The organism is Celeribacter sp., from assembly GCF_048266405.1.
Lineage (GTDB): Bacteria > Pseudomonadota > Alphaproteobacteria > Rhodobacterales > Rhodobacteraceae > Celeribacter.
This window is the reverse complement of record NZ_JBLWZO010000001.1, coordinates 526,223-544,530: the sequence shown is the minus strand read 5'-3', so window position 1 is coordinate 544,530 and position 18,308 is coordinate 526,223. Positions and strand designations below refer to the sequence as shown.

Below are 18,308 nucleotides of genomic sequence, written 5' to 3'. Positions count from 1 at the left end.
ATCAAGGTATCTTCGGGCGCGATGTGGTATAAGCCCTCAACCCACACAGACGATTAGGAGAAAACGCATGACCGCACCGACAGACGCCGCAACCGCCCCGACACCCGAGACCGAGACCGCGGGGCCAACGGAGTTTCCGACGGTGACGGGCGACAAGGTCGCGCGGGCGTTCGAGGCGGGGGTCTACCCGTACGAGGATAAGATGTCGCGCAGGGACTATGAGGCGCAGAAGGTTGCACTTCAGGCCGAATTGCTCAAGGCGCAGCTTTGGGCGCAGGAGACGGGCGAGAAGTTCGTCCTGCTGTTTGAGGGGCGCGATGCCGCGGGTAAGGGCGGCACGATCAAGCGCTTTACCGAACATCTCAATCCGCGGGCGGCCCGTGTCGTGGCGCTCAACAAGCCCACCGATGTCGAACGCGGCCAGTGGTTTTTCCAACGCTATGTCGAACACCTGCCCACGAATGGCGAATTCGTGCTTTATGACCGCTCATGGTACAACCGTGCGGGCGTCGAGCGGGTGATGGGCTTTTGTACGCCTACCGAATATCTCGAGTTCATGCGCCAGACCCCTGTGTTCGAGCAGATGCTCACGCGCTCTGGCATCCGTCTGTATAAATACTGGTTCTCGGTGACGCGGGACGAACAACAGCGCCGGTTCAAATCGCGTGAAACCGACCCGCTCAAACAGTGGAAACTGTCGCCCATCGACAAGGCGTCTTTGGGTCTGTGGGATGATTACACCGAGGCCAAAGAGGCGATGTTCTTTTACACCGATACGGCGGATGCGCCGTGGACCATCATCAAATCCAACGACAAGAAACGCGCGCGGATCAACTGTATGCGTCACTTCCTCTCGACGGTGGATTATCCCGATAAGGACCACGACATCGTCGGGCGCCCCGATCCGCTCATCGTCGGCCATGCCTCACATGTGGTGCATAAATCCGACCACATCCTCGGCACCGCGCTCCACCCCGAAACACGCCGCGGTAAGAACGCTTGAACGGGCGATGTGATCAGCAAACACCAAAAGGCCGCCTTTGTTTGGGGCGGTCTTTTGGGTTGGGGGGGGATGGACGCGCTTTCAGCATCCTAACCTTAAAGCCTTCTCACGGCCTAAAGCCGCCGTTTGCATTAGATCCGCCTAAGGGCCGCTCCAAGCCCCTAAAACGGATTCTTCACAAATTAGTTCTCTCCATATGCGCGGTTGACGAGGTCTGTGTGCTCCGGCAGTTCAAACTTCGCGAATGTCTTGCCAGCTTCGATCAATAGAGGTGGGCTTGGAAGGTCAGGGAATATCTCTGCAAGCAAGTGCCCCATGGCCTCAGATGATAGGACAAAAATCATCATTATCATAGTTGTCGCTTCATCCAGATTCCTTGCAAGAGAGCCCGCTGCCGCGCTGTCCGAAAATAGGAGGGTCGAATGATAACTGCCGTGCACGATCTCTGATGAAGTCGCATGACCTGCTTGCTCAACCGATTCAAAAAGCATGCCCGCTTTACTACTTCTTGTTCCAATTATCTTACATCTGGCATGCCTATCGAGCTCACACTCGAGTCTTGCGTTTTTTTGTTTTTCAAAGAAATCAATGGCTTCAGCCACTATATTAGACTTGCGTGAAATTCGATACCCTGCTGGAATCACCTCGCGATAATTCCCGGCTGAGTAGTGTCTCTTTTGGTTTTTGAAGGCACTATATACGGAATATAGAATCGAGCGATTAGCGGCCTCTCCGTTGTCCGACAGCACGTATGCTGCTGACAGCAACCGCTCATAACACATTCTTGCTATCGGGAACGCATAAGGGAGGCGAATTGACTTTTCCTCGATAAGCTCAGGAAGGAGCGTTCCGACAGCGCACACAGAGTGGATTAGGCTGCCAGAAACTCGAAATTGATCTTCATTGAGAACCTTATTCAGCTGCGATTCTACGGTGAGTTCAACACTTACTCTATTGAGTAAAACGAGTAGTAAGTTTGCCAGTTCTGCATAGTGCGCCGACTCTTCAGTCGGGTTCGTATCGAAATGAACTTTCTTCAAGCATCAAACTCCATCAAGGGTACCGCATTCTTTCAAGCATATCGAAATAGGTTACTTCAATTTTCGCAATACATGCCATAATTATGTCTACTTACGGGAAATGGTTACAACTTTGCAAAGCCTGCTATCTGCGCATAGCTGACCTTGATACAGTGTGCAGCGAACGACCGCTCTCCGCCCTTGTCGCTTCCGTCTGCACAGCTTACAGCATCAATCAAACCGTCCTCAAACCCGACACTGCGGTGCGCTCCGTTGACGCGTTCATCCATCCGTCCAAATGCAAAAGGCCGCCCTGTATAAGGGCGCCCTTTTTGGATGGGGGGTGTTGGGGGCTTAGCCGTTGTTGCCGAACCCGTGCATGCGTTTGGCCCATTGCAGGCCGACGATGGCGCCTTTGAAGCGGGGGAGGAGGTAGAGCGACAGCAGGACCGTGCCAGAGGCGAAGATCGCGACGAGCGTAAGCGGGTCGGGGCGAAATTCGATGAAAGCCCAGCCGAGGATCGGGCCCATCAAGTGGCCGACGATCAGGATCGTCAGATAGGCAGGGCCGTCATCGGCGCGGTGATGGTGCAGGTCTTCGCCGCATACGGGGCATTCGTCACGGACTTTGAGATAGCCTTTGAGCATGGGGCCACCTCCGCACGACGGGCAGCGGCGACGCCACCCGCGCAGCATGGCGGGGCGCAATTCGCGTTCACCATCGCCGATTTGCGTGGCAGAGCCGGAAAAGGATTGGTCAGTCATGAGCAGGTCGCCTTTGTCGTCGTTCGATGCGTTTGGGTCGTCGGGTGTCGGCCTGAATTGTGCGTTTGGGCCATACCCTAAGCCAAGCCTTATAAAAGAGTATAGCCTCCTTTGTCGCCGCGTCCGGTTGTCGCGCTGTTTTGCGGGGTGAATAGCAGGGGCGGAAACGGGGGCGACAAAATAGTTTGGCCAAAAGCGACGGAAAGTGCCGCGCCCTGCGTTTGATGTTTAGAACGCGCGGAGATCACGAGGGGTGAAACGGCCGCGCGAGGGTAAGATCATAAAGGAAGACCTACTATGAAACGTAACACAATCATCTCCGCTATCGCACTCGTCGCTGTTTTGGGCACCGCAGGCCTCGCCTCTGCTGCCGGAATGGGCGGCCACGGCAAAGCCGACGGTATGGGCCGTATGGGGCCACAGATGGGTGCGCCAGTTGATTTCGCAACGCTCGACGCTGATGGCGACGGCACTGTGACACAGGCTGAACTTGACGCGCAAAAACAAGCCCAGTTCGACGCAATCGACACCGATGGCAACGGCACGGTCAGCGCAGAAGAGCTGATGGCGAACCATGAGGCCAAAAAGGCCGAGCGGATGAAAGACAGAACCGACAAGATGATCGCCGCACGCGACACCGATGGCGATGGTGTGTTGAGCCTTGAAGAACTGACCTCGCGTCCGCAAGTCTCGATGTTTGATCGCATTGACACCGATGGCGACGGCGCAATCAGCCAAGCCGAGTTTGACGCAGCCAAAGCCAAAATGGCCGAGCGCGGTGATCGTGGCGAACGCGGTCATGGTGGCAAAGGCCACCACGGCGGTAAAGATGGCGGTCGCGACAAGCGCTAAGCTCTAAAATACCGGTGGGCGCGCTTTAATGTGCGCCCGCCAATAGACGCCAGACAGGACTTGGGATACGCATGGCGGGTGATGAACATGCCTTTTGACGCTCTTGGTGATGTCTCTAACGAGGCGTTGCTTGTTGCCTTTGGTAACGGTGACCGCGCATCCGCGCAGGCTTTAACCATGCGGCTGACGCCTGTGGTTCTGGGCTATGCGACACGGTTGTTGCGCGATCATGCGGAGGCCGAGGACGTGGCTCAAGAAGCGATGATGCGGCTTTGGAAAATTGCCCCCGAATGGCGGCAAGGCGAGGCGAAGGTGACGACATGGCTCTACCGTGTTGTGACCAATCTATGCACCGACCGTTTGCGCAAGAAGCGCGGCACAGGGTTGGATGAGATCGCGGAGCCAGAAGACGGCAGTCCAAGCCAGGATGCGCGATTGATGGAGAAGGCGCGGGCCACCGCGCTGGAGACGGCCTTGGGCACATTGCCGGAACGTCAAAGACAGGCTGTGGTGCTGCGCCACATCGAGGGGCTTTCAAACCCTGCGATTGCCGAAATCTTGGGCGTGAGCGTGGAGGCGGTGGAAAGCCTGATTTCACGCGGCAAACGGTTGCTCGCCAAACGACTGGCGGGCGAAAAGGAAAGATTGGGGTTCGAAGATGACGAAACGTAAAACAGACCGTTGGGGGCCATCCCCCCTAGAGGCACCGCTTGATCCACAGACGGATGCAGCGTTGGACGCGATGTTTGCGCAAGCGCGTGATCGCGACCCCGTTCCCTCGTCCGATCTGTTGGCGCGGATCATGGCAGATGCCGATGCGCAGATTGCAGCAATGGCGCCGACACGCCCGCAGCCAGTCAAAGCGCAGCACCCGTTGATGCGGGCGGCTCTGGCCGCTCTGGGCGGATGGCGCGGCCTCACAGGCGTGGCGACTGCAGGGGTGACGGGGTTGGTTCTCGGCCTTGGAGCGCCCACGGTGGTGACGGATTTCGCGCTGGGCACCTCTGGTAGTGCGACAACAGAATTGACGGCGGAGGTCAGTTCCTACGCCCTCGACGATCTTGTGCCGAGCTTCTACGATCTCGGGACGGAAGGATAAGCCATGAGTGAACTCGAACAAACTCCGCCTCAAAAGGGCACATTCCATTGGAGTCGTGTGGTTTTGGTGGTGTCTTTGGCGCTCAACCTTGCCGTTGTCGGCATGGTTGCAGGGGCCGCATTGCGCCGCGATGATGACGCGCGTGGCGACGGAGAGCGGGTGCGTGTCATGCAGACCCGCGACTTTGGCTTTGGTCCCTATGTGGGGGCCTTCGAGGGCAAGGACAAACGCGAGCTTGGCCGTGCGTTCATGGAAAAAGCGGGCGCACGTGTCGAGGCACGTAAGCGTGTCGAGGCGCAGTTTAATGCGGTGATGGCTGCTTTGCGCGCCGAGCCGTTTGACCCGTCGGCGTTTGAGGCGGTGATCGTGGAGCAACAGGCGGATTTGGCAGCCCGTCAGGAAATCGGCGCACGTCTGTTGGCGCAGAAGGTGGCGAATATGACCCATGACGAGCGGGCGGCCTATGCCAAGCGCCTTGATGAGATGGTCAAGCGCGGCCCGCAAGAGCCGCCGAAAGACGGCCCGCACAAGGACGGAAAAAAGAGCGACCACAAGGATGGTCCGCGCAAGGACGGGAAAAAGGACTAGGCGTGCTGCCCTATACGGGCGCGCCCCGTGCTTCCATCAGACCGAAAGAAAACGCCGCATCAAAGCGGCGTTTTTTATGTGGAGCAAAGGGTTTAGGTGTCGCGGTGGTCGCGCGTTAGGCAGCTGTTTTGCCTAAGGTGACTTGATTGCGCCCTTCGGCTTTCGAGGTGTAAAGCGCCATATCCGCGATGTCGATGAGCGTGGAAACAGAGGCCCCGCAGTGCGGCATGTCGGTACACATGGCCAAGCCGATGGAGATCGACACCGTGACGGGCTGCCCCTTATCCGAGAGCGTCGCAGGGGTCGCGCAGACCTCGCGGCGGATGCGTTCGGCGGTGCGTTGGGCGCTCCCAAGCGTTGTGGCGGGCAGGGCGATGAGAAACTCTTCGCCCCCGATCCGCGCGACGAGATCTTGCGGGCGCAGCTTGTCACGCAAGCGCCGCGCCACCTCGACCAGGACCGCATCGCCAACCGAATGGCCATAGCGGTCATTGACAGATTTGAACTTGTCGATGTCGACAATCATCACCGCAAAGGGGGCCTTTGTCTCGATGGCTTCGGAGGCCAGCCGTTCGAGATAGGGTAGCGCATAGCGGCGATTGTAGAGGCCCGTCAGCGGGTCGATCGAGGCCATGCGCAGGCTGCGGTCGATGGTGTCGCGCAGGCGGTCGGCCTCGCGTTTGCGGCGGATCAGAGATCGCAGCCGTAGGGCAAGCTCCTCAGGGTCGCGGCACTGGGCCATGATGTCGTTCGCGCCCAGATCAAGCGCCACAAGGGCGTCGGGTTTCTTGCCGTCTGGATGCAGGGCGACGATGGCGGCGTGACGGGTTTCTGAATAGCCGCGAATGTCCGACAAGAGGCGCATATCCTCGTTCGGGTTGTCAAATTCGCTCGAGATGACAATGACATCGGTCTCTTGGCTTGTGCGCATGGCGTGCAGGAGCAAATCGCGGCGCACCACCTCGATATCGGCGTGGATCAAGCCGCGCAGGGTGCCGCGCAGCTTGACTGCATCATCCACCTTGTTGGCGGCGAGTATGACGCGGGCTTGTGGTTCATAGGGTGTTTGGGTCTCGATGAAGCCCATTTCGCGGGCGGTTTGTTCGCGGCGGGTCAGCTCGTCGGCGGTGGCCGCGACCCGCAGCAGGGCCCGCACTCTGGCGCGCAATTCGATGCTGTCGACGGGTTTGGCGAAATAGGCTTCAGCGCCTGCGCGCAGGGCTGCGAGGCGGTGTTCGTTATCGTCGGGGCCGACTACCGCGACGGGAATATGGGTCAGGGTTGGATCGGCTTTGAGGAGGTGGCATACGCCGGCGGCCCCCGTGTCGCCCAAATCCGTATCGACAATGATCAGATCAGGGCGTTTGGTGGCGGCGTTGTGGAGGACGTCATCGGCAGAGCTGGTCATAAATACATCGTAACAGGCAGCGTTCAGCATGACCTTCATGGTAATGCGGCTCGTGGGAACACTATCTGCTATGAGTATGCGACCTGGCATTTGCTCTTACTTTTCCTCTTTCACTTCGTCGCGGGTGTCCTACTAATCGCGCTTGCGGTCAGATTGCCCCGAGATCTAGTTTAAGATGCCATTAGATTGGTTAATAAAACGTTTCCACCTTAACAGGAGTTACCAGATATGAAGCAAGAATCCGCCGAGGCTTTGGCCCTCAATGTCCTCGCGTGGCTCGTGGGAGATGAAGAGATTTTGCCTGTTTTTCTGGGCTCTACGGGCATGGACGGGGCCGAGTTGCGGGCGCGGGCGGGCGAGGGCGAGGTCTTGGCCGCTGTGCTGGATTTCTTAATGATGAATGACGAATGGGTTAACCGATGGGCGTTGGAGACAACGAGTGACCCGACTCATGTCATGCAGGCCCGTTATGCGCTTCCCGGAGCGGAGCAGATCAATTGGACGTGAGAGCAAAGATGACACAGACCGCCACGTCGCCTTGCCCCGTGCGGGCGGTGTTGTTCGACAAGGACGGCACGTTGATTGATTTCCAAAAGACATGGGGTCCGTGGGCAGTGCGTGCGATCCGCGATCTAGCGGCGCAGACGGGCCACGAGGCGGCACAGATTGCGCAGACGCTGCAAATTGATCTGGCCACACAGATGTTTCATCCCGACAGCCCTGTGATTGCTGGCACCCCCGACGATCTGGTGGAGTTGTTGCGGCCCTATATGCCCACCTTGTCGTCGCGCGAAATTCTAATGCGGATCACGCCCGCGGAGGGGGACTTTCAATTGTGGCCTGTGGAGGGGCTGGCGGCGATGCACGCGACCCTGCGCGACGCGGGGATCGTGCAGGGGGTTGTGACCAATGATTTCGAGAGCGAGACGCTGCGCCAGATCGAGGATTTGGGCCTGAGCGGGGTGTTCGACGTGGTGATCGGCTATGACAGCGGGCATGGCGGGAAGCCCGCGCCCGATGGCTGTCTGGCGGCGGCAAGGGCGCTTGGGGTGACGCCACAGGCCACTGTGATGGTGGGCGATAGCCTGCATGACCTGAGAGCGGGGCGTGCGGCGGGAATGCGCACGGTTGCGGTGCTCACAGGGGTGGCCACGCAGGCGGATCTGGCGCCACATGCGGATCTGGCGCCACATGCGGATGTGGTTCTGACCTCGGTTGCCGATCTCCCCGCGTGGCTGATGGCGCAAGACGAGGCGTGAGGCGGTGCTGCGCGCCCTTTAAGTCCGCGACATTTTTGGGAAAATTTGAACGATTGTCTGTGCTGATAGGGTAAGTTGACCTAGGGGCATTGGCACTTTCTTAAGACTGCGGCGGTAAGCAGGTCGCAGGTAATAGGTAAGGGCCGGTCAAGATGCACGGGATGATCAATCGCGCTTTGCAGTGCTTTTTGCGTGATACATACGGGGCTCAGACATGGGCGGAGATCGCAGAGGCTGCGGAATTGGGCTTCGATAATTTCGAGGCGATGCTGGCGTATCCCGACAGTGTGACAATTGATGTCATGAGCGCTACCGCGCGTCATTTCAAAAAACCTGTGGAAAGTATCCTTGAGGATGTGGGCACCTATATGGTGTCGCATCCCAATGTCGAGCCGATCCGGCGATTGCTGCGGTTCGGGGGAGGCGATTTTACGGAATTTCTGTTTTCTCTCAATGAATTGCAGGGGCGCGCGCGTATGGCGCTTCCCGATATTGAGGTGCCGAAACTGACGGTCGAGCCAGACGGGGAGGGGCAATATCTATTGGTCTGTTCCCATGATGTGCCCGGCTTCGGCTATGTCATGTTGGGCGTATTGCGGGCGATGGCGGATGATTATGGCGCTTTGGTCTTTTTGGAGCATCAAGGATGGAAAGATACGGCTGAGGAGGTGATCCATGTTTACCTCTTGGAAACGGCTTTTGCACAGGGGCGCAGTTTCGAATTGGTCGCTGCGGACGAGGCTGTCGAGTGAAACATGTCGCCATAGACAGCGGTCGGATGCGCCAGTTACAGACTGTCGATATCCTGATGCCGATGAATTTGGCCTTTGACGCCGAGGGCACCATTCTCCATGTGGGGCCGACGCTGCGAAAACTGCGCCCCGGCATGGAGATGGTCGGGCAAAAGGTCAGTGATCTGTTCGACATCCGCGACAACGGGCGCGGCCAGTGTGACGGGCCTGTGCCGCTCTATACCAAGCTCTATCTCACCTTCAAATCCAGTCCGGCGACGAGCCTGAAGGGGCTTGCGGTCGAGGTGCCCGAGGTAGGCTATTACCTGTTGAACCTGTCGTTCGGAATGTCGGTGGTCGAGGCGGTGGGCGCCTACGGGTTGAGCGATGCGGATTTCGCACATACCGATATGGTGATCGAAATGCTGTATCTGGTCGAGGCCAAATCAGCGATCCTTGAAGAGATCAAACAGCTGAACGCCCGCCTGCAAGGGGCCAAGTCCCAAGCGGAGGAACAGGCGTTGACGGATGTGTTGACGGGGCTGCGTAACCGCCGTGCAATGGACCTTGTGTTGGCGCGGCTGATGCGCGGGCATGTCCCGTTTGCGCTCATGCACCTCGATCTGGATTACTTCAAAACCGTCAATGACACCTATGGCCACGCCGCAGGGGATGCGGTGCTGACGCGTGTTGCCGAGATCTTGCGCGAAGTCACCCGCGAAGACGACATGGTGGCGCGGGTCGGCGGCGATGAGTTTATCCTGATCTTCAGCAATATGGTGGATCACGAACGGCTCTTGCGTACGGCGTACCGTATTATCTCACGTCTTGAGGAACCGATTGAACATGGTGATATCACCTGTCAGATTTCGGGCTCGGTCGGGATCACCACGAGCGATTTTTACAAACATCCAGAGGCGGATCAGATGATCCACGATGCCGATCTGGCGCTCTATGCCTCCAAACATGCGGGGCGCGCGACGGCGATTGTGTTTGACCCGACGATCCACACCGATAGCGCCACAGCGGCCTATCGCGAGGCTCTCGAATAACGCGACTCCTCTCTGGCGAAACACATTCAAATGTGTCTATTCTTTCGCTATCTTTGGGAGGAAACCATTATGAAACAGCCTATCATTCCTTTGTATCGCCGTGCCGTTTGGGCCAGTCTTCCTGTCTTGGCCAGCCTGACCACAATGGCCGGAGCGACCGAGGGCATTGCCGACAAATATCCGCAATCGGTGCTCTACGACAAACCCGTTCAGGTCACACAGCATGTGTATTCGGCGATTGGGGCGACCGCGCCGCCGACCTATGAGAACGCAGGCCACAACAACAACCTCAGCTTTATCGTGACGGGCGACGGGGTGATTGTCGTTAATGCGGGCGCGAATGTCGCGCTGTCGCGGGCGCTGCATGAGGAGATCAAGACGATCACGGATCAGCCCGTGAAACTGGTGATCAACGAAAACGGTCAGGGCCATGCGATGCTCGGCAACAAATACTGGACCGATCAGGGCATTGATGTGTTGGCCCATGTCGATGCGGCGCAGGCCTTCGAGGATAACAGTTTCCAAGCCTTGGAGAGTATGAAGCGGTACGCGCGTGAAAACGGCGACGATACCGAGGCGGCCCTGCCCACGATCACCTTTGAGGACGAATACATCATCGACATGGGCGATTTGCATATTGAGGTCTTGCACCTCGGTCCCGCCCATAGCGCGGGGGATATTTCGGTGTGGATCGCGCAGGAGGGCATTGTGATCGCGGGCGATATTGCCTTTCACGAACGGATGCCACCGATCTTCTCGGACACCTGCACAAGCTGTTGGATGGAGACATGGGAGAGCGCCTTTGAGCCGCTCGGCGCGGCCTATGTGATTCCCGGGCACGGGCACCCGACCACGATGGATGTCGTCCGCGCTGGCACCTATGACTATCTCGCCTATCTGCGGGGCAAGATCGCGGCGCATCTGGAGGATGGCGGATCGCTCGATGATGCGTATTATGTGGACCAAAGCCCCTATGCCAATCTCGATACTTTCGAGGAACTGGCGACCAAAAATGCGGGCGTGGTCTATACGGAGATGGAGTTTGAATAATGGCAGCAATCCCCCCTGTTTGTGATTTCGGTTGGCGCGCCCCTGCGTTTTCCTTGCCCGCAACGGACGGAAAAACCTACACATTTGACGATGTGGCGGGGGAGAAGGGCACGCTTGTGATGTTCATCTGCAATCACTGTCCTTACGTGCTTGCGGTTATAGACAGGATCATTCGCGATGCCCGTGAGCTTCAGGGCCTCGGGATCGGGGTGGCGGCGATCTGTGCCAATGACGCGGAGGCCTATCCCGACGACAGTTTCGACAATATGGTAAAGATGGCGGCGCAATGGGCGCTGCCATTTCCCTATCTGCATGACGCTGATCAATCGGTGGCGAAGGCTTACGACGCGGTCTGCACCCCTGATTTCTTCGGCTTTGATGCCGAGGGTGGTCTGCAATATCGCGGGCGTCTGGATGCCTCGCGCAAGGTCGCTGGCCCCGCGGATCTCAAGCGCGATCTGTTCGAGGCCATGCGCGAGGTAGCGCAAACGGGCAAAGGCCCGCGCGAGCAAATCCCGTCGATGGGCTGTTCGATCAAATGGAAAGACAGCTAGGGCGTTGAGTGTCTAGGCGTTCATTTGGGAGGAGGCGAAAGTGGCAGCCCGTAGGGGAATCGAACCCCTCTTTCCAGGTTGAAAACCTGGCGTCCTAACCGATAGACGAACGGGCCACTCTTTGCGTGAGGGGGGTTTAGAAGAGCCGCGCGTGATGTGCAAGAGGCAGATGCAGGAAAAATGCGTCTTGTTGTGAACTCTCTGGCCCGACGTTTCGCCTCGCTTTTTTGATGCGGTCTGCTTGCAGGGGGGCAGCGTCGCGAATGGGGCGCGGTAGGCATCAGTGAAACCACAGAGGACGCCTGCGGGTAGGCGCTGCTGCGGGATTAAAATGTCTGTGGGGAAAGTGGCAGCCCGTAGGGGAATCGAACCCCTCTTTCCAGGTTGAAAACCTGGCGTCCTAACCGATAGACGAACGGGCCACTCTTGGCGTGAGGCGGTTCTTATGTAATGCGGCCTGTCTGCGCAAGAGATAATTTGCACCCATGTCACAAAAAATTTTATCGGGCGCGATTGAGGGCGCTGGGCGGGCTGTTTTAGACGGGGGCAGCATCATCCAGACGCAGTTGCGCGCTGCGCCGTCCGCCCCATGTGTTGATCTCCAACCGGCCCGCAAGATGGAATCGTTTGCCGCCATGCGCTTCAAGTGCGGGACCGATGGGACCGTCGAACGCCCCAAAGCAAATCGCGTCAAGGCGCGGGCCTAACCCGTCTGAGAATGTCACCTTCAGATGGCTTTCGCCAACGCGGCGGGCGAAGTGGATCTGGCAATCGGGAAAGGCAAAGCGCGGGGCCGAGGCCGAGGCGCCATAAGGCCCTGCGGCTTCCAGTTGTTCGATCAGTTCCACAGTCGCCGCCCCCGGCATCAAAAGCGCATCAAGTCTGAGATCGCGCGGGCCACCTTCGCCCGCGCCCTGTTTGGCCAAAAGCTCCGAGAGGCGGGTCATTGCGGGCTCTAGTTTGTCGCGCGCGACGGTGAGGCCCGCCGCCATTTTGTGCCCACCGCCTTTGACGAGTAGACCTTCGGCGGCGAGTTTCTGGATCGACGCGCCAAGGTCCACGCCTGTGACCGAGCGGCCCGAGCCTTTGCCCATGCCGTCTTCGTCAAAGCCGATGACAATGGCGGGGCGGTTGGTGGATTCTTTGAGCCGCGAGGCGACGATTCCCACCACGCCGGGATGCCACCCGTCCCCTGCGGCCCAGACAAGCGGCGCGTCAAAGCCGCGCGCCTCCGCTTGTGCCAAGGCCTCTTCGCGGACGTTGTTCTCGATCTCGCGGCGCTCGGTGTTGAGCGCGTCGAGGCGCTCGGAAATAGCCTGTGCCTCGTGTTCGTCGTCGGTCGACAGCAACCGTGCGCCAAGATCAGCCGCGCCAATGCGCCCGCCCGCATTGATCCGCGGGCCAAGCATGAAACCAAGCGCGTAGGAGGTCGGTGCGGAGTCCATCCGTGCCATATCGGCAAGGGCGCGTAGCCCAATGCGATCGCGGTCGGCCATTACCCGCAGCCCTTGACGCACGAGGGCGCGGTTGACGCCAATGAGGGGCGCGACATCGGCCACGGTGCCTAAGGCCACAAGGTCGAGCGCGCGCATCAGGTTGGGGCTTTTCGTGCCCGCGTCGCGTAGTTTACGGGTCACGTCTACGAGCATCAGGAACACGACGCCCGCCGCGCACAGATGGGCCAGTTCGCCGCTTTCGTCTTGGCGGTTCGGGTTCACCACGGCCACACAGTCGGGCAGGGTTTCGCCACCAAGGTGGTGGTCGAGGACGATCACATCCGCGCCTTTGGCGGCGGCAATCGGGCCGTGCGAGAGCGTGCCGCAATCGACGCAGACGATCAGGTCATGGTCACGGGCAAGCGCCTCCATCGCGGGCTCGTTGGGGCCATAGCCCTCGTCGATGCGGTCGGGGATATAGAGCGTGGCGGTCTGTCCCATATCGCGCAGCCATGTCACAAGCAGCGCTGCCGAGGTGGCCCCGTCCACGTCATAGTCGGCAAAAATGGCGATGCGTTGGCCCGCCTTAACGGCCTCGATGAAGCGTGTCGAGGCTTTGTCCATGTCGCGCAACGTAGTGGGGTCGGGCAGCAATTCTTTGAGCGTGGGAGCCAAAAACGACTCGGCGTCCTCAGCGGCCACGCCGCGCCTCGTTAGCGTGTGGCACAGCGGCAGGGGCAGGCCCGTTTGCTGCGCCATCGCCTCGGCCAAGCGGTGGTGTTCGGGCGAGGGGCCAACCCAGCGGCGGGCGGTGAGTGATGCGGAGACATTGAGAAAATCGGTCATGCCCCCTTAATGCCCTTTGGCGGGCAAGGGCGCAACGGGGTTGGCGTGGTGCGGGAGACGCGACACGAAAAAGGCGCCCGCAGTGTTGCGGACGCCTGATTTGATCTGCCTTGTGCAGGTGCCGTTATTTGACGGGGTTGCGGTAGGTCATGCGGCGCACGGAGCCTGTTTTGGAGCGCATCAGAATGGTTTCCGTGGTCAGGTATCCCGGTTCGCGTTTGATGCCGGGGACGATGGAGCCGTCGGTGACGCCTGTGGCGGCAAAGATCACATCGGATGTCACCATGTCGTCGCGGGCATAGATGCGGTCGAGATCGGTGATGCCTGCTTTGGCGGCGCGGCCGCGTTCGTCGTCGTTGCGGAAGGTCAGACGACCCCACATTTGACCGCCCATACATTTGAGCGCGGAGGCGGCGAGAACGCCTTCGGGTGCGCCGCCGGAGCCCATATACATGTCGATGCCTGCATTGGGTTCGGCACAGTGGATGACGCCCGCAACGTCGCCGTCGGTGATGAGGCGAATGGCGGCCCCTGTGGCGCGCAGTTCGTCGATGATTTTCTCGTGGCGTGGACGTTCAAGGACACACAGGGTGATCTTGTTCGGGGCGACGCCTTTGGCTTTGGCGAGGGCATGAACGCGCTCGGTCGGTGTCATCTCTAGGGAGACGACATCCTTCTCATAGCCGGGGCCAATGGCGAGTTTGTCCATGTAGACATCGGGGGCGTGCAGCAATGTGCCGCGCGGGGCCATAGCGATCACGGTGAGTGCGTTGGGCATGTCCTTGGCGGTCAGGGTTGTGCCTTCGAGCGGATCAAGGGCGATGTCCACGGCGGGACCGTTGCCCGTGCCGACCTCTTCGCCGATATAGAGCATGGGGGCTTCGTCGCGCTCGCCCTCGCCGATGACCACGGTGCCGTGGATGTCGAGCTGGTTGAGTTGATCGCGCATGGCGTTCACGGCGGCTTGGTCGGCGGCTTTCTCGTCACCGTGGCCTACGAAATCCGCAGATGCGATGGCGGCCTGTTCGGCAACGCGGGCGAGACCGAGCGACAGCATGCGATCGTAAAAGAGATTTTTGGAAGGGGCCATTGGGTCAAGTCCTGTCATTACATGGGTATCAAACGTATTTGCCCTTCATGCGCACAAGACTGTCACAGCTTCAAGACGGGGGAGGCCATGTGTGCGCTAACACGGCATTTGTTTGCGCTAACGCATTGGGGAAGGCCAATAATTTCGGGTGTCAGGGCGCCAAAAGCCATCCGCCGCCCGCGTAGAGCGGGGCGGCGGGCGTGTTTGAGTCTGCGGTATGCGCGGGTTGGCTAGACGGCTTCGATGCGGATCGCGACGGGCTTCTCGGAGAGAACGTTTGCGCCCTCCATCGCCGCCATGGCCACGTCGAGCGAGCTGCGCGAGGTGGGGTCGGTGACGATCAACACGGGCGCCACATCGGGGTCGTCGTGTTGGCCGTATTGGTGCATCCGCTCGATGGAGACGCCTGCATCGCCCAAGGCCGTTGTGACTTTGGCCAAAACGCCGGGTTTGTCGATGCACGACAGGCGCAGGTAGAATGAAGCGGGTGTGGCGGCCACGGCGGGTTTGGCCGTGTCGAGCATGTCCACAGGCACGCCGAAGGTGGTCAGGCGAATGCCGCGAGCGATATCGAGCACATCGGACATTACGGCAGAGGCGGTTGGTCCCATGCCCGCGCCCGCGCCGCGCAAGACGATCTGACCCACTTCGTCGCCTTCAAGCACCACCATATTGGTGGCTCCGTCGAGTTGACCGAGTGGCGATGTGTCGGGAACAAGGCAAGGCGTCATGCGCTGCTCAAGGCCGCGACCCGTCATTTGAGCGACGCCCAAGAGTTTGATTTTATAGCCCATATCGGCAGCTTGGCGGATGTCGTCGATGGTGATGCGTTCAATGCCCTCAAGCACCATGTCGCCAAAGTTGACGCGGGTGCCAAAGCCGATGGCGGCGAGCAGGGCCAATTTGTGGCCCGCGTCGATGCCGCCCACGTCCAAGGTCGGGTCCGCTTCGAGATAGCCGAGCGCATTGGCGGCGGCAAAGACCTCGTCATAAGACAGGCCTTCGTTCTCCATGCGGGTCAGAATGTAGTTACAGGTGCCGTTCATCACGCCGATGATGCGGGTGATGGTGTTGCCTGCGAGACCTTCGGTGAGGGCCTTGACCACGGGGATGCCGCCGGCGACGGCTGCCTCGAAGCGCAAAACTGCGCCGTGTTTTTCGGCCTGTGCCGCCAATTCGTTGCCGTGCAGGGCCAACATCGCTTTGTTGGCCGTCACGACATCTTTGCCCATCGAGAGTGCGGCCTCGGTGGCAGCTTTGGCGGGGCCATCTGCGCCGCCCATCAATTCGACAAACACATCAACGTCATCGCGCAGGGCGAGGGAGACGGGATCATCCTCCCATGCGTAGCCTGAGAGGTCGACGCCGCGATCCTTGGCGCGGGTGCGCGCGGAGACGGCAGAGACCACCACGGGGCGACCCGTGCGGGCGGCCAGCAGGTTGGCTTTGCTCTGAAGAATTTTGATCACGCCTGTGCCAACGGTGCCAAGACCCGCGATGCCGAGACGCAGGGGGGCTTTGGTGGATGGGGATTTGGCCATGTTGAACTCCGCGCGGTGACGATAAACTGTGCGCTCTGTTAGCTCTATTCGCGGCGCTGTGCAACGGGCGTGGGGCAGGCGGGTGCGGGATTAATTGACGGCGGCGGCAAGGCGGGCCCGTTCGGCGGTAGACAGCACGGGTTGCCCGGCCAGACGCGCGGCGCGGGCACGCAATGCGGCGGCACGGGCGGCGAGCGTGTCGGTGGTGGCCGCAGGGTCCGCGTGCGACACAGAGGTTATGGTCTCCAGTTGATCGGAGGGGAGGAGCGTGGGCCAGTCGGAGCTGACGGGCAGCGGGGAGGTCCATCCCGAAAGATCGGGACGATCCGCACAGGCGCTCAGACCAGTGGTGACAAGCACGAGGGGGATCAAAAGGCGCGTGCTGCGGGGCATGGGCAGTCCTACAAAGGTGTCCGAACAGGGCCGAGGATCGGCGGGGGTGAAGCCCGAAGCGGGGTTGCGGCACCATAGACCCGCGCTCAGGCAGGGGCAATCCGTCTGCGCCCTGTTCACGGGGGAAAAGCGGGGTTGCGAGGCGGTCTTGGGAGCGTTTGCGTCTTTCTCTTTGGCGGGAGGCGCGGTAGGGGAGAGGGCAGACACTGACAACCGTTAGATTTGGAGCCTTGCCGTGCGAGAGACTTTTATCCTTCATCCGTCGCCGATCCGCCGTGTTTTTTCGGCTGCGATGATGCTGTTTTTGGGCGCGTTGCTTGTCTATGTGGCGTTGGCCACGGGGACGATGCCCGTCTTTTGGCGGCTTGTGCTGTCTGTCTTTGGTCTTGCGTCTCTTTATGCCGCGATGCGGTCATGGAACGCGACGGCGACCCATTTGGTACTGACCCAAGACGCCCTCGAAGATGCCGAAGGCCGCGTTCTGTGCCGCGTTGACGAGATCGAAAAGGTCGAGCGGGGCGCATTTGCGCTCAAACCCTCCAACGGCTTTGTTGTGGTGCTGAAATCGAGAGCGCCCCGCGCATGGGCGCCAGGTCTGTGGTGGCGGTTCGGGCGCAGGGTTGGCGTGGGCGGCGTGACCCCTGCGGGCGAGACCAAGGCAATGGCCGATATTCTGGCGTCGCGCCTGTTGTCCCAGACCCCGATTGCCTGATCTGTGATCCCTACGGGCGGCGATGGCTGCTGGGGCGATGGGGCTGAAACGAGAGAGACCGCGCTGTTATGCGCGGTCTTTTATGTTTGTGGCTCGTGTGTGGTGGCGAGGTTTAGTAATGACTGCCCCAACGGCCGCCGCCTGACCAATAGGTGCCATCCCATTCTCCATCGACATCCGGGTCATCGGACATGCCCGCTCCGCCTTCGTCGGACCCGTCGTCATAGGCAATTTGTGTGGAGAAGCGTGGAGTTGTCGTCACGAAATCCGAAAAGAACACTTCACCGAGGCCCACGTTAAAGGGGGCAGTCCATGGACGTACTGTTTCGACCACGATCACTTCGCCGCCATCGGTGAGAATGGGAAGCCGCTCGGAGATGTCGGAGATGTCAGCATCCTCCAAGGCCGAGTAGGTTCCTGTTGCGGCAGACCAAAGCAATTCGTAGTCGCCGTCTTCGTCATCTGATGTGGACCAACGGACCGACGAGACGCGCAGCGCAATGTCGCCTTCGTTGTTCAGAAACCGGTAGATATTGCCGAGGCCCTCGATAAATTCGGGTGTGATCGCATCGGTTTGACGGGTCACATAGTCGGAAATTGTATAGGCGGCCTTGTTGGCGCGCGCTTTTGCATCGAATGCGGTGAACCAGCCGTAGGAGAGCATAACGCTCGTCAACAACAGCGGTGTGACTAAAATGGCCTCTACGGACATAGAGCCTTCATCCGAACGACGGAACGCATTCAGGCTGTTTTTGAGTACCTTCTGACACTTAACAAGCATTGCACCATCCTCTCGATTACGGGAATTCCCCGTTTTAACCATGAGGTAGGGTCGTTTATGTTTGAGACCATTGTTGAGCGTGAATGAGGTATGTTTGTGTTCGGATATTACGGATTGAGGTAAATGTGG

20 protein-coding genes and 2 tRNA genes are annotated in these 18,308 nt (G+C 59.5%); 12 read left to right on the top strand and 10 right to left on the bottom strand.

Annotation, left to right across the window (positions count from 1 at the left end):
- The first annotated feature begins 67 nt into the window (after positions 1 to 67).
- Positions 68 to 1,003 carry a polyphosphate kinase 2 gene (gene ppk2 / locus ACN0TS_RS02780; protein ID WP_417257781.1) on the top strand — a complete coding sequence of 312 codons (936 nt, stop codon included), beginning with the start codon at positions 68 to 70 and terminating at the stop codon, positions 1,001 to 1,003.
- Between the two features lie 182 nt (positions 1,004 to 1,185).
- Here the strand turns inward: ppk2 and ACN0TS_RS02775 are convergent, their stop codons facing one another.
- Complete coding sequence (locus tag ACN0TS_RS02775) at positions 1,186 to 2,043, bottom strand: hypothetical protein (RefSeq protein ID WP_417257780.1); 858 nt, start codon at positions 2,041 to 2,043, stop codon at positions 1,186 to 1,188.
- 333 nt (positions 2,044 to 2,376) lie between these two features.
- On the bottom strand, positions 2,377 to 2,787 hold the full coding sequence (locus tag ACN0TS_RS02770) for a DUF983 domain-containing protein (RefSeq protein WP_417257779.1): 411 nt from the start codon (positions 2,785 to 2,787) through the stop codon (positions 2,377 to 2,379).
- Between the two features lie 297 nt (positions 2,788 to 3,084).
- Between ACN0TS_RS02770 and ACN0TS_RS02765 the strand changes: the two genes are divergently transcribed.
- The 4 genes from ACN0TS_RS02765 (at position 3,085) to ACN0TS_RS02750 (ending at position 5,326) form a co-directional block, all read left to right on the top strand.
- Positions 3,085 to 3,639, top strand: coding sequence for an EF-hand domain-containing protein (locus ACN0TS_RS02765; RefSeq protein WP_417257778.1), 555 nt, complete (start codon positions 3,085 to 3,087; stop codon positions 3,637 to 3,639).
- A gap of 81 nt (positions 3,640 to 3,720) precedes the next feature.
- A complete protein-coding gene (locus ACN0TS_RS02760) occupies positions 3,721 to 4,311 on the top strand; it encodes an RNA polymerase sigma factor (protein ID WP_417257777.1) in 591 nt (196 codons plus the stop codon).
- Positions 4,298 to 4,738, top strand: coding sequence for a hypothetical protein (locus ACN0TS_RS02755; protein ID WP_417257776.1), 441 nt, complete (start codon positions 4,298 to 4,300; stop codon positions 4,736 to 4,738). Before ACN0TS_RS02760 ends, ACN0TS_RS02755 begins: the two co-directional genes overlap by 14 nt.
- A 3-nt stretch (positions 4,739 to 4,741) precedes the next feature.
- Complete coding sequence (locus ACN0TS_RS02750) at positions 4,742 to 5,326, top strand: periplasmic heavy metal sensor (RefSeq protein ID WP_417257775.1); 585 nt, start codon at positions 4,742 to 4,744, stop codon at positions 5,324 to 5,326.
- Between the two features lie 115 nt (positions 5,327 to 5,441).
- On the opposite strand, the gene ACN0TS_RS02745 is transcribed toward ACN0TS_RS02750, so the two are convergent.
- Positions 5,442 to 6,824: a diguanylate cyclase domain-containing protein gene (locus ACN0TS_RS02745; protein WP_417257774.1), complete on the bottom strand. Its 1,383-nt coding sequence runs from the start codon at positions 6,822 to 6,824 to the stop codon at positions 5,442 to 5,444.
- Positions 6,825 to 6,962: 138 nt separating this feature from the next.
- Here ACN0TS_RS02745 and ACN0TS_RS02740 point away from each other — a divergent pair, with 138 nt between their 5' ends.
- The 6 genes from ACN0TS_RS02740 to ACN0TS_RS02715 all read left to right on the top strand — a co-directional run bounded on the left by ACN0TS_RS02740 (position 6,963) and on the right by ACN0TS_RS02715 (position 11,380).
- Positions 6,963 to 7,241 (top strand): DUF3572 domain-containing protein, encoded by a 279-nt coding sequence (locus ACN0TS_RS02740; RefSeq protein ID WP_417257773.1) that lies wholly within the window; start codon positions 6,963 to 6,965, stop codon positions 7,239 to 7,241.
- 8 nt (positions 7,242 to 7,249) lie between these two features.
- Positions 7,250 to 7,993, top strand: a complete 744-nt coding sequence (locus ACN0TS_RS02735) for an HAD family hydrolase (protein WP_417257772.1) — start codon at positions 7,250 to 7,252, stop codon at positions 7,991 to 7,993.
- Positions 7,994 to 8,145: 152 nt separating this feature from the next.
- Positions 8,146 to 8,745: a heme NO-binding domain-containing protein gene (locus ACN0TS_RS02730; protein WP_417257771.1), complete on the top strand. Its 600-nt coding sequence runs from the start codon at positions 8,146 to 8,148 to the stop codon at positions 8,743 to 8,745.
- Positions 8,742 to 9,776, top strand: coding sequence for a diguanylate cyclase domain-containing protein (locus ACN0TS_RS02725; protein WP_417257770.1), 1,035 nt, complete (start codon positions 8,742 to 8,744; stop codon positions 9,774 to 9,776). The genes ACN0TS_RS02730 and ACN0TS_RS02725 overlap by 4 nt, the downstream gene beginning before the upstream one ends.
- A 69-nt stretch (positions 9,777 to 9,845) precedes the next feature.
- Positions 9,846 to 10,826 carry an MBL fold metallo-hydrolase gene (locus tag ACN0TS_RS02720; protein WP_417257769.1) on the top strand — a complete coding sequence of 327 codons (981 nt, stop codon included), beginning with the start codon at positions 9,846 to 9,848 and terminating at the stop codon, positions 10,824 to 10,826.
- Positions 10,826 to 11,380: a thioredoxin family protein gene (locus ACN0TS_RS02715; RefSeq protein WP_417257768.1), complete on the top strand. Its 555-nt coding sequence runs from the start codon at positions 10,826 to 10,828 to the stop codon at positions 11,378 to 11,380. Before ACN0TS_RS02720 ends, ACN0TS_RS02715 begins: the two co-directional genes overlap by 1 nt.
- Before the next feature lie 41 nt (positions 11,381 to 11,421).
- Here ACN0TS_RS02715 and ACN0TS_RS02710 read toward each other — a convergent pair.
- The 6 genes from ACN0TS_RS02710 to ACN0TS_RS02685 all read right to left on the bottom strand — a co-directional run bounded on the left by ACN0TS_RS02710 (position 11,422) and on the right by ACN0TS_RS02685 (position 16,686).
- Positions 11,422 to 11,496: transfer RNA gene (locus ACN0TS_RS02710), tRNA-Glu, on the bottom strand.
- Between the two features lie 231 nt (positions 11,497 to 11,727).
- Positions 11,728 to 11,802: transfer RNA gene (locus ACN0TS_RS02705), tRNA-Glu, on the bottom strand.
- A 114-nt stretch (positions 11,803 to 11,916) separates the two neighbouring features.
- On the bottom strand, positions 11,917 to 13,662 hold the full coding sequence (recJ, locus tag ACN0TS_RS02700) for a single-stranded-DNA-specific exonuclease RecJ (protein WP_417257767.1): 1,746 nt from the start codon (positions 13,660 to 13,662) through the stop codon (positions 11,917 to 11,919).
- A gap of 124 nt (positions 13,663 to 13,786) precedes the next feature.
- Entirely contained in the window at positions 13,787 to 14,752 is a 966-nt protein-coding gene (gene glpX, locus ACN0TS_RS02695; RefSeq protein WP_417257766.1) for a class II fructose-bisphosphatase, read from the bottom strand.
- Between the two features lie 230 nt (positions 14,753 to 14,982).
- A complete protein-coding gene (locus ACN0TS_RS02690; RefSeq protein WP_417257765.1) occupies positions 14,983 to 16,293 on the bottom strand; it encodes a homoserine dehydrogenase in 1,311 nt (436 codons plus the stop codon).
- A gap of 90 nt (positions 16,294 to 16,383) precedes the next feature.
- Positions 16,384 to 16,686, bottom strand: coding sequence for a hypothetical protein (locus tag ACN0TS_RS02685; RefSeq protein ID WP_417257764.1), 303 nt, complete (start codon positions 16,684 to 16,686; stop codon positions 16,384 to 16,386).
- A gap of 235 nt (positions 16,687 to 16,921) precedes the next feature.
- On the opposite strand from ACN0TS_RS02685, the gene ACN0TS_RS02680 reads away from it, so the two are divergent.
- The gene (locus ACN0TS_RS02680) at positions 16,922 to 17,398 is read left to right on the top strand and encodes a hypothetical protein (protein WP_417257763.1); all 477 of its coding nucleotides are present in this window, start codon (positions 16,922 to 16,924) and stop codon (positions 17,396 to 17,398) included.
- Between the two features lie 112 nt (positions 17,399 to 17,510).
- On the opposite strand, the gene ACN0TS_RS02675 is transcribed toward ACN0TS_RS02680, so the two are convergent.
- Positions 17,511 to 18,179 (bottom strand): TadE/TadG family type IV pilus assembly protein, encoded by a 669-nt coding sequence (locus tag ACN0TS_RS02675; protein WP_417257762.1) that lies wholly within the window; start codon positions 18,177 to 18,179, stop codon positions 17,511 to 17,513.
- Between the last annotated feature and the right edge of the window lie 129 nt (positions 18,180 to 18,308).

Excerpts from the sequence above, each read along its gene's own strand:
- ppk2 (WP_417257781.1), top strand. The coding sequence starts at position 68 with ATGACCGCACCGACAGACGCCGCAACCGCCCCGACACCCGAGACCGAG.
- ACN0TS_RS02770 (WP_417257779.1), bottom strand. The coding sequence starts at position 2,787 with ATGACTGACCAATCCTTTTCCGGCTCTGCCACGCAAATCGGCGATGGT.
- ACN0TS_RS02765 (WP_417257778.1), top strand. The coding sequence starts at position 3,085 with ATGAAACGTAACACAATCATCTCCGCTATCGCACTCGTCGCTGTTTTG.
- ACN0TS_RS02760 (WP_417257777.1), top strand. The coding sequence starts at position 3,721 with ATGAACATGCCTTTTGACGCTCTTGGTGATGTCTCTAACGAGGCGTTG.
- ACN0TS_RS02755 (WP_417257776.1), top strand. The coding sequence starts at position 4,298 with ATGACGAAACGTAAAACAGACCGTTGGGGGCCATCCCCCCTAGAGGCA.
- ACN0TS_RS02750 (WP_417257775.1), top strand. The coding sequence starts at position 4,742 with ATGAGTGAACTCGAACAAACTCCGCCTCAAAAGGGCACATTCCATTGG.
- ACN0TS_RS02745 (WP_417257774.1), bottom strand. The coding sequence starts at position 6,824 with ATGCCAGGTCGCATACTCATAGCAGATAGTGTTCCCACGAGCCGCATT.
- ACN0TS_RS02740 (WP_417257773.1), top strand. The coding sequence starts at position 6,963 with ATGAAGCAAGAATCCGCCGAGGCTTTGGCCCTCAATGTCCTCGCGTGG.
- ACN0TS_RS02735 (WP_417257772.1), top strand. The coding sequence starts at position 7,250 with ATGACACAGACCGCCACGTCGCCTTGCCCCGTGCGGGCGGTGTTGTTC.
- ACN0TS_RS02730 (WP_417257771.1), top strand. The coding sequence starts at position 8,146 with ATGCACGGGATGATCAATCGCGCTTTGCAGTGCTTTTTGCGTGATACA.
- ACN0TS_RS02720 (WP_417257769.1), top strand. The coding sequence starts at position 9,846 with ATGAAACAGCCTATCATTCCTTTGTATCGCCGTGCCGTTTGGGCCAGT.
- ACN0TS_RS02715 (WP_417257768.1), top strand. The coding sequence starts at position 10,826 with ATGGCAGCAATCCCCCCTGTTTGTGATTTCGGTTGGCGCGCCCCTGCG.
- recJ (WP_417257767.1), bottom strand. The coding sequence starts at position 13,662 with ATGACCGATTTTCTCAATGTCTCCGCATCACTCACCGCCCGCCGCTGG.
- glpX (WP_417257766.1), bottom strand. The coding sequence starts at position 14,752 with ATGGCCCCTTCCAAAAATCTCTTTTACGATCGCATGCTGTCGCTCGGT.
- ACN0TS_RS02690 (WP_417257765.1), bottom strand. The coding sequence starts at position 16,293 with ATGGCCAAATCCCCATCCACCAAAGCCCCCCTGCGTCTCGGCATCGCG.
- ACN0TS_RS02685 (WP_417257764.1), bottom strand. The coding sequence starts at position 16,686 with ATGCCCCGCAGCACGCGCCTTTTGATCCCCCTCGTGCTTGTCACCACT.
- ACN0TS_RS02675 (WP_417257762.1), bottom strand. The coding sequence starts at position 18,179 with ATGCTTGTTAAGTGTCAGAAGGTACTCAAAAACAGCCTGAATGCGTTC.